This window comes from Bradyrhizobium sp. SZCCHNRI2009, from assembly GCF_032485115.1.
Taxonomy (GTDB): Bacteria; Pseudomonadota; Alphaproteobacteria; order Rhizobiales; family Xanthobacteraceae; genus Bradyrhizobium.
Window position 1 is genome coordinate 795,790 of the sequence record NZ_JAUEUH010000002.1, and the last position, 12,553, is coordinate 808,342.

General features: G+C 64.8%; 13 protein-coding genes and 1 pseudogene. 5 read left to right on the plus strand and 9 right to left on the minus strand.

Translation table 11 applies throughout. From position 1 onward, the window contains the following. Positions 1–181: 181 nt before the first annotated feature. The 4 genes from QX041_RS11245 to QX041_RS11260 all read right to left on the minus strand — a co-directional run bounded on the left by QX041_RS11245 (position 182) and on the right by QX041_RS11260 (position 3,988). The gene (locus QX041_RS11245; RefSeq protein WP_316165329.1) at positions 182–1,072 is read right to left on the minus strand and encodes a TauD/TfdA family dioxygenase; all 891 of its coding nucleotides are present in this window, start codon (positions 1,070–1,072) and stop codon (positions 182–184) included. A 66-nt stretch (positions 1,073–1,138) separates the two neighbouring features. Further along, a complete protein-coding gene (locus tag QX041_RS11250; protein ID WP_316165330.1) occupies positions 1,139–2,239 on the minus strand; it encodes a serine/threonine protein kinase in 1,101 nt (366 codons plus the stop codon). Between the two features lie 7 nt (positions 2,240–2,246). Continuing rightward, positions 2,247–3,680 carry a methylenetetrahydrofolate--tRNA-(uracil(54)-C(5))-methyltransferase (FADH(2)-oxidizing) TrmFO gene (gene trmFO, locus QX041_RS11255; protein ID WP_316165331.1) on the minus strand — a complete coding sequence of 478 codons (1,434 nt, stop codon included), beginning with the start codon at positions 3,678–3,680 and terminating at the stop codon, positions 2,247–2,249. Between the two features lie 155 nt (positions 3,681–3,835). Beyond that, positions 3,836–3,988 carry a DUF1127 domain-containing protein gene (locus QX041_RS11260; protein ID WP_006614327.1) on the minus strand — a complete coding sequence of 51 codons (153 nt, stop codon included), beginning with the start codon at positions 3,986–3,988 and terminating at the stop codon, positions 3,836–3,838. Between the two features lie 476 nt (positions 3,989–4,464). Here QX041_RS11260 and QX041_RS11265 point away from each other — a divergent pair, with 476 nt between their 5' ends. Next, positions 4,465–4,731 carry a hypothetical protein gene (locus QX041_RS11265; protein WP_315751019.1) on the plus strand — a complete coding sequence of 89 codons (267 nt, stop codon included), beginning with the start codon at positions 4,465–4,467 and terminating at the stop codon, positions 4,729–4,731. Between the two features lie 70 nt (positions 4,732–4,801). On the opposite strand, the gene QX041_RS11270 is transcribed toward QX041_RS11265, so the two are convergent. After that, positions 4,802–5,623: a lytic murein transglycosylase gene (locus QX041_RS11270; protein ID WP_315711736.1), complete on the minus strand. Its 822-nt coding sequence runs from the start codon at positions 5,621–5,623 to the stop codon at positions 4,802–4,804. A gap of 190 nt (positions 5,624–5,813) precedes the next feature. After that, positions 5,814–6,725 (minus strand): DUF2189 domain-containing protein, encoded by a 912-nt coding sequence (locus QX041_RS11275; protein ID WP_315711738.1) that lies wholly within the window; start codon positions 6,723–6,725, stop codon positions 5,814–5,816. Between the two features lie 402 nt (positions 6,726–7,127). Here QX041_RS11275 and QX041_RS11280 point away from each other — a divergent pair, with 402 nt between their 5' ends. Further along, positions 7,128–7,535, plus strand: coding sequence for a DUF3597 domain-containing protein (locus QX041_RS11280; RefSeq protein ID WP_315827531.1), 408 nt, complete (start codon positions 7,128–7,130; stop codon positions 7,533–7,535). 99 nt (positions 7,536–7,634) lie between these two features. On the opposite strand, the gene QX041_RS11285 is transcribed toward QX041_RS11280, so the two are convergent. The 3 genes from QX041_RS11285 to QX041_RS11295 form a co-directional block, all read right to left on the minus strand. Further along, positions 7,635–7,799, minus strand: coding sequence for a DUF1127 domain-containing protein (locus QX041_RS11285; protein WP_316165332.1), 165 nt, complete (start codon positions 7,797–7,799; stop codon positions 7,635–7,637). A 115-nt stretch (positions 7,800–7,914) separates the two neighbouring features. Then, positions 7,915–8,187, minus strand: coding sequence for a GNAT family N-acetyltransferase (locus QX041_RS11290; protein WP_316165333.1), 273 nt, complete (start codon positions 8,185–8,187; stop codon positions 7,915–7,917). Positions 8,188–8,193: 6 nt separating this feature from the next. Next, the gene (locus QX041_RS11295; protein ID WP_316165450.1) at positions 8,194–8,736 is read right to left on the minus strand and encodes a DUF3828 domain-containing protein; all 543 of its coding nucleotides are present in this window, start codon (positions 8,734–8,736) and stop codon (positions 8,194–8,196) included. A 255-nt stretch (positions 8,737–8,991) separates the two neighbouring features. Here QX041_RS11295 and QX041_RS11300 point away from each other — a divergent pair, with 255 nt between their 5' ends. The 3 genes and pseudogenes from QX041_RS11300 to QX041_RS11310 all read left to right on the plus strand — a co-directional run bounded on the left by QX041_RS11300 (position 8,992) and on the right by QX041_RS11310 (position 12,302). Then, positions 8,992–10,593: an acyl-CoA synthetase gene (locus QX041_RS11300; protein ID WP_316165334.1), complete on the plus strand. Its 1,602-nt coding sequence runs from the start codon at positions 8,992–8,994 to the stop codon at positions 10,591–10,593. A gap of 6 nt (positions 10,594–10,599) precedes the next feature. Beyond that, positions 10,600–11,457: a PCC domain-containing protein gene (locus QX041_RS11305; RefSeq protein WP_316165335.1), complete on the plus strand. Its 858-nt coding sequence runs from the start codon at positions 10,600–10,602 to the stop codon at positions 11,455–11,457. 75 nt (positions 11,458–11,532) lie between these two features. After that, positions 11,533–12,302, plus strand: a pseudogene (locus QX041_RS11310) (AAA family ATPase). The last annotated feature ends 251 nt before the right edge of the window (positions 12,303–12,553 follow it).

Consider the following 12,553-nt stretch of genomic DNA (forward strand, 5'->3'; position numbering starts at 1 on the left):
TTTCGGCTCGGAGGCAATTCGCGGAAGGATCGCGGCACGATCTGCCGATTGTCGGCACACTCTGCCGCTCTGAGTCGGAAATTGGACGCTTCAAGGCGATGCGCGAGGAAATATCCAGCAACCTGCAACTCATTCGCAGGCAATCTGGCGCTTGATCGTGCTGATCCCGCGCGCAAGCGAATCAGTGTGGGCGATCTGTTCCCTTGATCTGGGTCCGATGCATGATTCGCCGCGCATGATCATCGAACGGATCGCGCCGATGCATGGTGCAGCGATTGTCCCAGATGACGAGATCTCCGACCTTCCAGACATGCTCCCAGGAGAATTCCGGACGGGCAACATAGGCCCACAACGCGTCGAGCAATGCTTCCGACTCGGCGAGCTCGAGGCCGACCAGATAGGCATTGCGCCGGCGGCCGAGATAAAGCATCTGCAGGCCGGAATCGGGATGCGTGCAGACCAGCGGATGTATCGCGCCCGGCGATGTGCGCGGATCATCGATCGGCGTCACGCCCTGTCGGACGAAGCCGCCGCTGTTGTAGGTGCCGTCATGTTTGATCTTCAGATCTGCGACGCGGCGCTTCAGTTCAGGAGGAAGCGCGTCGTACACGGCATACATGCTGCAGAACGACGTGTTGCCGCCGACGGGGGGAATTTCCAGCGCGTAGAGCGCGCTCGCGATCGGCGGCGTGTCGAGATACGACATGTCCGTATGCCACACCGCTTCGCCTGCGCCGAGGCTGCCGATCGCCTCGCCATTCACCTTCACGTTCGAGACGATATAGATTTCGGGTAGACCGTCGACGAAGCGGCGCCCGTTCTCCTGCACCGGCGCCCAGTCGAGATCACCGAAGCGGCGGCTGAAGGCGATCAAGTCCTGGTCCGTCAGACCCTGGCCGCGCACCAGCAAAACGGAGTGCGTGTGAAAGGCACGGAGCAGGGAGCTGAAGCCCGCATCGTCCAGATGCTTGAGATCGACATGTCGAATCTCGGCACCGAGTTGCCGGCCGGTCGGGATGATCTCGATGTTCGACGACCGAGACGTTGTGGCCGCGCGGGTTTCGACGTTCATTGCCAATCCTCCCAAACGACATTGCAACCAAAGGATACAATGGTCGGTCCGCGAAGTCTCGTCCGCTCAGGCCGAAGGCAGGTTCAGGTCCGCCTCGAAATTGAACCGGTCGCGCAGGTTTTTGCGCGAGTCCAGGATGTCCTTGAGGAAAGCGCGATCGCTGTCGCTCGTGAGCATCGGTTCGATCAGGTCGATCTGGTTCATCGCGACCAGCTGCAACAGTTCAGTGCGTGGCCTGCCGCTGGCGTCGCGCGGCAGGGCATGCACGACCTGGATATGCTCCGGCGGCTTCGGGCCCTTGGCTGAAGCAAGCTCGTTTTGCAGCTGAGTTTCAAGCGTCGGCTGCTCTCCCTCGACGAACGCATAGAGCCCGACGCCGGTCCGGCGGTCTGCGAAGGCAACGATCGCCGCGTCGCGCACGGCCGGGTTCTTCCGGATCATGTCCATCAGCACCGGCGCATCGTTGACCAGGCGTCGTCCGCCACCCTCGCGGTCGGTGAAATTGAAGATGCCGCGCGTGATGGCGCGATACACCTTCTTGCCGGTCATCAGCCAGACGCGCGCGAACAGCGATTTGCGTGCCAGGATCTTGCGCTCCTTCGGCGTCAGCGCCTCGGGCGCGTAACTCCGCTTATGCTTGAGCAGATGACGCAGGTCCTCATAGGCCGCGATCCGGAACAGCCGGCTGCGGCTCTCGAAGCAGGCGGCCAACTGAAAATCGGTGACGTAGCAATGGCCGTCGTGACCGACGAGCCAATTCTGCTCCTTGGCGAGATCGTTGTGCGTGATTCCGGCGCGATGCAGCCGGCGCATCATCCGCTTGGCCGAGCGGAAATAGGCGACGTTGCCGTGCGGCTTGGCCAGATGCAGCGCCACGCCATTGATGAAGCCGCGGACCAGCGCGCGATCCCCAGCCCATAGCAGATCAGGGCCGGCGTTGAGCCCCTTGGCGCGCATCAGCGCCTTGCGCTCGCGCGCGAACAAATGCCGCGCCAGCACGAACGACCACCACGGCACCTCATCGAGCCGGCGCAGCACGGCGTCGACGTCACCGGCCTCGCTCTTGAAGCGGCCGCGCTCGACGGTCGAGAACACGTCGCGCTTGAGCAGAACGCCTTCGCTCCAGCGCGCCGCCAGCACGGCGAAATCAGTCTTCGGCAAACTCATGGGGCTCTCACGCAGCGGCCGCGACGGGCAGGTGCTCGGCGATCCAGCGGTCGAGATCGGCCAGCGCGCGGGCGCTCATCGCCTGCTTCTTCGCCACCGTCTTCTCGTTGCCCTTCAGCCGCGTGCCGTCCGGCTTGCGGGTCGGGGTTGTCGCCAGCGGCGGGAACAGACCGAAATTGATGTTCATGGGCTGGAACGAGCGCGTCGCACCGTCGATCGTCTCGATGTGGCCGCCGGTGATATGGCCGAGCAGGGCACCGAGCGCCGTGGTTGGTGGTGGCGGCAGCAGATTGGCGCCACGCACCTCGGCGGCGGCGTAGAGGCCGGCGATCAGGCCGATGCTCGCCGATTCCACATACCCCTCGCATCCCGTCATCTGGCCGGCAAAGCGCAGCCGTGGCTGGACGCGCAGGCGGAGCTGCGCATCGAGCAGCTTCGGCGAGTTGAGGAAGGTGTTGCGATGCAGACCCCCGAGCCGCGCGAATTCCGCGTTCTCGAGGCCAGGGATGGTGCGGAAGATCTGCTGCTGCGGGCCGTATTTCAGCTTCGTCTGGAATCCGACCATGTTGTAGAGCGTGCCGAGCTTGTTGTCCTGGCGCAGCTGCACGATCGCGTAGGGCTTGACCGTCGGATTGTGCGGATTGGTCAGGCCGACCGGCTTCATCGGGCCGTGACGCAGCGTCTCGTGGCCGCGCTCGGCCATCACTTCGACCGGCAGGCAGCCGTCGAAATAGGGCGTGTTGGTCTCCCACTCCTTGAAGTCGGTCTTCTCGCCGGCGAGCAGCGCCGCGACGAAGGCGTCGTACTGCTCCTTCGTCATCGGACAGTTGATGTAGTCAGCACCCGTGCCGCCCGGACCGACCTTGTCGTAACGCGACTGGAACCACGCCTTGGTCATGTCGATCGTGTCCTTGTGCACGATCGGCGCAATGGCGTCGAAGAAAGCAAGTGCCGTCTCGTCGGTCAGGTCACGGATGGCCTCGGCGAGCGGCTGCGAGGTGAGGGGACCGGTGGCGACAATGACGCGATCCCACTCCGCCGGCGGCAAGCCGGTAACTTCGCCGCGGCGCAGCGCGATGCGTGGATGCCCTTCGAGAGCCGCTGCGACGGCCGCCGAGAAGCCGTCGCGGTCGACGGCCAATGCTCCACCGGCCGGAACCTGATTGGCGTCGGCAGCGCGCATGATCAGCGAGCCCAGCCGGCGCATCTCGGCATGCAGCAGGCCGACGGCGTTGTTGGCCGCATCGTCGGAGCGGAAAGAGTTCGAGCACACCAGTTCGGCCGGGGTGGCGGTTCGGTGCGCCTCGGTCATGCGGTCCGGCCGCATCTCGTGCAGCACCACATCGACTCCAGCCTCGGCGAGCTGCCAAGCGGCTTCAGAGCCGGCGAGGCCGGCACCGACAACGTGGACGGTATTCGAAGGTGATTTGGAGCCTGTCATGCGCGGGACAGGTAGCGCTTTTCCCGAGCGCTGCAAATGCGCCAATGAGGCTCGGCGCGAGAAAGCGGGCGCATGTGTTTCGCTGCGCCAGGCCTAGATGCGGCAACGCCCGCAGCGAGGCGGGCGATGTCCGGTAGATATCGGAAGAAGGCCGATCAGCCGTTGTAGTGACCGGCGGCAACGCGCGGGATGTCCGAGCGATCGAGACCGATGTCGGCGAGTTCGCGATCGCTGAGCTGCGACAGCTCGGCAACGTTGCGCTGATACTCACGGAACGCCTGAACCATGCGGATGAGCGAGAGCAACATGAGAAATCTCCTTTAGTTCGCGATTCAGTTCTTCATTGGAACCTCATCGTTGAAATGAACATAGAAGAGATTGTTGCGATGCGGAAGCGCTGATGTTGCGATGCAGCTAAACCTCCGGCGCATAGCTTGGGTAACGCTTGAGTAAGAATCGGGCAGAGGCGATCAGAGGGTGCGGATCTGTCGGAAACCTCCGTAATCATGCGATTTTTCAATCGTTCGTTTGAAAAGCCCGATCGATTGGCTGTCACTGCGGCTATGAAGCCGTTAGGCGTTGAGCATCTCGCGAGCCCCGACGAAGTGCATGGGTCGATCGGCGTGAATCTTTATTCACTCTTTGATGTCGCGACGGTGAACCGATGTCCACGATCACGCGCGGCTCGCAGTGATTTCATTTCGCGAGAATATCCAGGTGGTGCGACAAATTGTCGCGGCGTCCGGCAATGATGCCTGCGCCGTCGCACCAGCGAGGAAAAACAATGAACAGCAAACTGTTGGGGGCCGCGCTCGTCATCGCGGCGATGACCACGTTCGGTCCGGCTCAGGCGGCGCGGATGCACGGCGCCGGCTGCAGCGGGGCCAACCTGGAGAAGACTGAGACGGCGATCGAGGCAATGGCTGATGGCGACGCCAGATACACGGCGCAGCGAGAGATCGCGGCGGCCCAGGATGCGCTGCTGAGCGGCAAGATGGGCGCCTGCAGCGTTCATCTGACGAAGGCGATGCAGGCCGGGATGATCAAGTAGCGCGTCAGTCGTTCGCGTCGTTGAACCAAGGGCCGATCGCGTCACCGCGATCGGCCTTTTTCCGGGCAGGTTATGGCGCCCGCGCCAGCTGCGTTGCGAAGGTCGCGATCGTCCGCGCATAGACCTCGCTCTTGTTCCACTGCTGGATGACCGCAAAATTCGGGCCGCCGGGCTCCCAGTCCTTGCCCTTCTGCCAGCCATAACCCTTCAAATAGTTCGCCGTGGAGGCGAGAACGTCAGGCGCGCTGCGGATCAGGTCGCGCCGGCCATTGCCGTCGAAATCGACGGCATATTTGATCCAGGACGACGGCATGAACTGGGTCTGTCCGATCTCGCCGGCCCAGGCGCCGCGCATCTCGGCCGGCTGGAGATCGCCGCGGTCGACGATCCGCAGCGCATCCAGCAACTCGCCGCGAAACTGCTCGGCGCGGCGGCAGTCATAGGCCAAGGTCGCGAGCGCACGGATGGTCGGGAACTTGCCGACATTGACGCCGAAATCGGTCTCAAGGCCCCAGATCGCGACCAGCACCTCGCCGGGCACGCCGTAGCTCTGCTCGATCCGCGACAGCACCGAGCCGTATTGCTTCAGCATGTTGGAGCCGCGGGTCAGGCGCGGCGGCACCATGCGTCCGGAGAACTCCTCGAAGGTCTGGCTGAACACCTTCTGACCGCGGTCGCGGTTCAGCACGCTTTGGTCCGGCGTCACGCCCGTCAGCGCCGCATTGATCGTGTTTTGCGAGATGCCCTTGGCCGCAGCCTCGGTCTTGAACTCGGCGAGCCAGCCGTCGAAATTGCCGTTGCCGCAAGGTACCGCGGCGTGCGCTGGCGCTGACAGGGGGGTAAGGGCAGCGAGACAGGCAAGAGCGGACACGGCGAGAACGCGAGCAATCATCGAAACACCTGGACGGCAATGGATTCAAAAAGCGTTGCTGGGCGTGCTCCATGTCGGGCGTAACCGCGGCAGCAGCAAGGCCTTTCGATCACATTGGCGTCGGATTTCGTGAGCGCCGCCACACTCTGCGGCCCCTCGACGCGACCGCCGGCCCGGAGGCCGGCGGCAGTGAAAACTCATCGCTGCGTCCTCACATCTGGTCACGCGAGCGCCATGGGAACAGGTTCGCCGGGAAATCGGCCGCGGGCTTGGAGCTGCGGGGGACCGGCGGCACGATCCGGGCGGCGTCGGGGTGGATCGCGATGGCCTCACGGTAGAGATGCCAGGTGGCGTGGCCGAGCACCGGGATCACGACGGCGAGACCGAGGAAGAACGGGATCGTGCCGGCCACCAGAAGCACTGCGACGATGAGGCCCCAGGCCGCAACCGGAACTGGGTTCTTGGCCGCCACGCGCAGCGAGGTGACGACCGCTTCGAGCGCGCCGGCGTGACGGTCGAGCATCAAGGGGAAGGACACGATGCTGAGGCACAGCGCCAGCAACGCGAACAGGAAGCCTGCGCCACAGCCGACCGCGATCAGCCACCAGCCTTGCGGCGTAGTGAAGACCCGCTGCAGGAAATCGCTCACACCGGTCGCGCCGCCATAGCCGAACACTGCGACGTAGATCGCCTGCGCGGTCGCGACCCAGGTGACGAACAGCGCGAACAGCAGCGTGCCCAGTCCGAGCATCGAGCCGAACGACGGCGACCGCAGCACCTCCAGGGCATCCCAGGCACTGGTGTCCTCGCCGCGGTCTCGGCGGCTGCTGAGCTCATAGAGACCGAGCGCGGCGAACGGGCCGAGCAGGGCGAAGCCGGCCGCCAGCGGAAACAACAGCGGCACCACCGCATAGCCGAACACTGCACGCGCCAGCACCAGGCCGAGAACGGGATAGATCGCACATAGCATCACGGCGTGACTCGGCACCGCCTTGAAGTCATCCCAGCCGAGCCGCAGCGCACGCATCAGGCTCGACATGTCGATCGTACGAATCGTCAGCTCAGCCGCGACCTCGTCTGCCGCCCGAACGTGGGAGGCAGCATTGCTGTGGTAGGTAGCCATCGTCGTGTGCTCCCTCAACTTGCGCGGGGCGCTTCCCAACCACGCAGGCGGGCTGCGCTTCTCGTTGGAACAAATTCGCGGATGGCCAGACGCGACGAACCTCGCGGCGGCCATTCGCGAACGGAAGTCATCAGGATAGTAGCAAAACAGGCTGCGCCTACTCACGCCTCGGTGAGGGCTGTGAATGTCGCAGTGCATTAGCTTGGCACGCCCATGCAGAAGCCTGAGCATGGTCCAATAAAGTCGTTCCGCCGTCATTCCGCCTTGGGTAAGCTTCACATTCGTCGCCGTGTTCGCGTTTGGCAGGCCACGGCGGTGGCGGAGCGGCTCCGACGGGCGTCTCTGCAACGGAACACCGCCGGCCGAGTTCTTCTTACGATCACCATCCATTGGGAGCCATTGATGAGCGTTTTCGGAAAGATCATGGGCGCGATTTTCGGCCATCATGCCGAGGCGGCACCGGCCGGCGGCAGCACGCCCGCCGCGGGCGGTGCCGCGCCGGCCGGCGGCGCGGCTGCGTCCCCGACGGCGGCCCCGGCTGCTGCGCCGCAAAATGTCGATGTGGCTGCGATCGTCGACAAGGCGGCGGCTGCCAAGCACGAGAAGCTGGAGTGGCGAACCTCGATCGTCGACCTGATGAAGGCGCTCGATATCGATTCGAGCCTCGCTGCGCGCAAGGAGCTCGCCAAGGAGCTCGGCTATAGCGGCGACACCAACGACTCCGCCAGCATGAACGTGTGGCTGCACAAGCAGGTGATGAGCAAGCTCGCCGCCAATGGCGGCAAACTGCCGCCGGAGATCAAGCACTGAGCTTGCGCCGCTCACGGCAAGAACAAGAAGCGAAAGGCCCGCCATCGTGCGGGCCTTTGTCGTCTTGGGTCGCGTCTGGCGTGAGGCTGTGCCAGCGCCTCAGACGTGCACGAAGCCGGCGCGTTCCCAGGCCTCCGCATGTAGCTGGTCGCGGTCGAATCCGATGTCGCGCAGCGTGCGCCCGTCGAGCTGGTCGAGATAGGCGAGCTGCGTGCGGTAGTGAACGTAGCGCTTGAGAACGTCGAAAATGGCTGTGATGAACATGTGCCTCTCCCCATGGGTCTGGTTGCTTGCTCGGCGGGGGATTGCTGATCCATCCAGGTAGCCATTGCGTTAAGGCGCTCCGTCCAATCGTCTCGCCCGGTAATTCCACGGCCCATCAGGCCATGATGTCCCGGTTCTCCGGATGGTCTCGGAGGTAGTCGGCGACGAAGCTGCAGTCCGCGATGACCTTGCGGCCGTCGGCGCGGATCAGCGCGAGGGCACCTTCCACGAGCTGCGAACCGATGCCGCGGCCTCGCAGCGGTAGCGGGGTCTCGGTATGGGTGATGATCACCCCCTGCGGCGTGGCCCGGTAATTGGCAAACGCGACGTGGCCGTTGATGTCGAGCTCGAAGCGGCTCCCGGCCTTGTTGTCACGGACATCAGTCATGCGCCTCTACTTTCGTTTAGGTTTCTCGGTGATCTTGAGGAACTCCGCCAGCAGTGCACGGATCGACCATGGCTTGCCATCGACCGCACCCCGGATGTCGTCGATCTTCCATTGGCCCGCTTCGCGCACGAGGTCGTAACGGATGATGTCGTCGGCCTGTTCCTTGCGCTCGGTCCGGTGGCCGCGAATCCTGACCGCGACGGTTGCCTTGTCGCCGTCCTGCATTTCCGACGTCACCTTGAACGAGGCGACATCGGGATCCTGCGAATTCGTGACGGGATCGAAATCGATCGCCCCGACCTCGTCCTTGGGCGTGCGGGCGTCCATCTTCGCCCATTGGGCGGCCAGCGACTTCGACAGATATTTCGCGCGCGCTGCCTTGTCCTCGATGACGAAGGTGCCGCCATCCTCCCCCTTGCCCTTGGCGACGCGGGTGTAGATCGCAGTCATGATGCCGACAGGCTCGCTGGAAGCAGGCGCCTGCGCGTGCAGCGGAGCAGCGGCGAGCACGCCAGCGAGGCCGAGAAGCAGGAAGCGACGATCGATCATGGTTGTCCTCAAATCAGATTCGGCGCGCGGTGATATGAAGAAATGCGCGGCCGGCCACGGTTTGTCGCGCGGCATCCGCATCCGTTCGAAACACGCCACCGCATGGGTGGGATGGGGAGGCCGGCCTTGCGAGGGCGAGCAGGACCGGGATAAACAGGCCCAAAGGTATCGGGCGGCTGAGATCGCCTGAAGGATCGATCGAGGGGACGCTTCCATGGGTCTGTTCGTCAGCAGCAGCGGCGCGAGAGATTGTCGATGACACCGGCACCCCTGCGCATGTCCCGCCGGGTGATGAACCTCGCGCATATCGTCACGCAAAATGGCCGCCGGCTCGGCGATCGCGTCGGCTTCGTCTGGGGCGAGAGGTCGTGGACCTGGCGCGAAATCGACGCGATGGTCTCGGCGCTCGCGGCGGCGCTGGCCGAGCAGGGGATCGCCAAGGGCGATCGCATTCTGGTGCACTCCAAGAACTGCGAGGAGATGTTCGTCTCGATGTTCGCCGCGTTCCGGCTCGGCGCGGTCTGGGTGCCCACCAATTTCCGACTGATGCCGGACGAGGTCGCCTATCTCGCGACCGCCTCGGGCGCGAAGGCGTTTCTCTGCCACGGCGACTTTCCGGATCATGCTGCCGCAGTGACGACTGCTGACTTTACCTGGCGCATCGGTGAAGGCGGCAGCTTCGGCACGGGGGCCGTGGCCGACGCAATGAAGGCGCATGTCGGCGCACACGTCGCGAACGCGGCCGTCGAGCATGACGATCCCTGCTGGTTCTTCTTCACCTCCGGCACGACCGGTCGCTCCAAGGCGGCGGTGCTGACGCATGGCCAGATGGCGTTCGTCATCACCAATCATCTCGCGGATCTGACGCCGGGCACGACCGAGTACGACGCGTCTCTCGTCGTGGCGCCGCTGTCGCACGGCGCCGGCGTGCACCAGCTGATGCAGAGCGCGCGCGGCGCCAAGACCGTGCTGCTGCCGAGCGAGAAGTTCGACATCACCGAAGCCTTCCGCCTGATCGAGATGCATCGCGTCAGCAACCTGTTCACGGTCCCGACCATCCTGAAGATGATGGTCGAGCATCCCGCGGTCGACCATTTCGATCACTCCTCGCTGCGCCACGTGATCTATGCCGGCGCGCCGATGTATCGCGAGGACCAGAAGCGCGCGCTGGCGCGGCTCGGCAAGGTGATCGTGCAGTATTTTGGCCTCGGCGAGGTCACCGGCAACATCACTGTGTTCCCGGCCGCGGCGCACGAGGAAGAGGATGGACCGGAGGCGCGGATCGGCACCTGCGGCTATGAGCGCACGGGCATGCAGGTCTCGATCCAGGACGATCAGGGACGCGAGCTGAAGCCGGGCGAGACCGGCGAGATCTGCGTCATCGGTCCGGCCGTGTTCGCGGGCTACTACGACAATCCCGACGCCAATGCGAAGGCGTTTCGCGACGGCTGGTTTCGCACCGGCGATCTCGGCCACATGGATGCGCAGGGCTTCGTCTACATCACCGGCCGCGCCTCGGACATGTACATCTCCGGTGGCTCCAACATCTATCCGCGCGAAGTCGAGGAAAAGATCCTGACGCATCCCGACATCGGCGAGGTGGCCGTGCTCGGCGTGCCCGATCCGGTGTGGGGCGAGGTCGGTGTTGCCGTCTGCGTGGCGCGCGAAGGTGCGGCCGCGCCGAGCGAGAGCGCGATCGCCGGCTATCTCGCCACCAAGCTGCCGCGCTACAAGATGCCGAAGCGCTTCTTCTTCTGGGACGCGTTGCCCAAATCGGGCTATGGCAAGATTCCGAAGCGTCTGGTGCGCGACGAGCTCGAGGCGCGCGGCCTGCTCGATCTCACCAGGCAGGGCTGACGCGTGATGCGATCCATCACCCAGCCCGGTGCGCCCGTCGCGGATCGCATCCAGTGGGTCGAGGCCCGCGGCCGTGTGTTCACCTTCACCATGGAGCAGGGGTTGCCGCTCTTGGACGCCGCGCGCCGCGGCTTTGCGGCCAATGGCTTTGCCGGCGGTGTGCTCGATATCAAAGGCGGTGCGCTCGGACCGTTCGCCTATGTGATGCCGGCGCTGTCGAAGACGGCGGATCATGCCGCGTTCTACAGCGACACCTATCGTCCCGCCGGTGTGACGCGCCTGTCGACGGGGACGATGACGCTCGGCGTGCGCGACGGCGCGCCATTCTTCCATTGCCACGCGCTGTGGATGGAGGAGGGGAGCCGCAACGGCGGCGGGCACATCCTGCCGGAGGAGACCATCGTCGCCGAGCCGTTCGAGGTCGACGCCTTCGGGCTCGACGGCGCGATCTTCACGGCAGAGCCGGACGTCGAGACCGGCTTCAAGCTGTTCGGGCCGGTAGCGGCCGCACCAAGCGGCGCCACGACGGACTGCCGCGCCTTCGCGCTCCGGCTGCGGCCGAACCAGGATTTCGCCGGTTGCCTGGAAGCGTTCTGCCGGGCGCAGGGGATCAGCAAAGCGCGCATTCGCGGCGGCGTCGGCTCGACCATCGGGGCGCGCTTCGAGGACGGCGTCGTCGTCGAGCCGTTCGCGACGGAGCTGACGATCACCGCCGGCGCGATCGCGCCGGGCGACGACGGCCTTGAAGCCACTGTTGACGCCGCGCTGGTCGACTACACCGGCGCGCTCGCGCGGGGGCGCCTCGTCCGCGGCGACAATCCGGTGCTGATGACGATGGAGCTGGTGCTGGAGGTCGTGGCGTAGCCCGCGTGGGCCGGTGGCCGATGCGGGCGCGATGTGCGAGATTGCCGGTGATGTTACCGAGGTTGTGAAGGCGTCATGGCGAGGAAGCAACGCGAGATCCGGCTGCCGGCCCCTTATCTGAAGCGGCTGTGGCTCGATCCGGCGAAGATCTCCGATCGCGCGGCCTATCCGTTTTGCCTGCCGTTCCTGCAGGACGCGTTCGAGCTCAGCTTCACCAACGCCATCACCATCATCGTCGGCGAGAACGGCACCGGCAAATCGACCCTGCTCGAAGGCATTGCCGCGCTCGCGGGCTACGACGAAGCTGGCGGCGGCAAGGGTTACATGCCGGTCGACCATGGGCGTGCGATCGAGCGTATGGGCGGCGCACTCGCCGCCGCGCTGCGCGCGAGTTGGTTGCCGAAGATCACGCAAGGCTGGTTCTTCCGCGCCGAGAGCTTCTTTTCGGTGGCGCGCTATCTCGATCAGGCCGCACTGGACGATCCGTTCGGCGGGCCGCCGCCCGACTTCCTGTCCCATTCGCATGGCGAGGGGTTCCTGCGCTTCTTCGAGGAACGCTGCCAGCGCCAGGGCATCTACATTTTCGACGAGCCGGAATCGGCACTGTCGCCGGCGCGCCAGATCGAGTTCCTGAAGCTGATGCGGCGCATGGATGACTCCAGCCATTGCCAGGTGCTGATGGCGACGCATTCGCCGGTCCTGATGGCCTATCCCGGCGCGACCCTGTTGCGGCTGACCAAATACGGCCTGGAGAAGGTCGCGGTGCAGGATACGGATCATTTCAAGGCGATGCGTGAGTTCTGCGCCGACCCCGACGGCTCGTGCAGGCGGTGCTGGCGGAGTGAGGCCGGGATGATAGGCGAGCAGAGCGAAGCCTGCTCGGCCCTCATTGCGAGCGAAGCGAAGCAATCCAGGATCCCACGAGGACTCTGGATCGCTTCGTCGCTTTGCTCCTCGCGATGACGGAGAGACATGACTGCGCGTTCTCGCCGTGCCAGGTGCACCCGAGCTTTGACGTTCATTCCGCCCTCCTCAGTGAGAGGGCGCAGGGAAGGCCGGGTGCAGGCCGCACCCATGGCCCGCCTGCGAAAAAAAT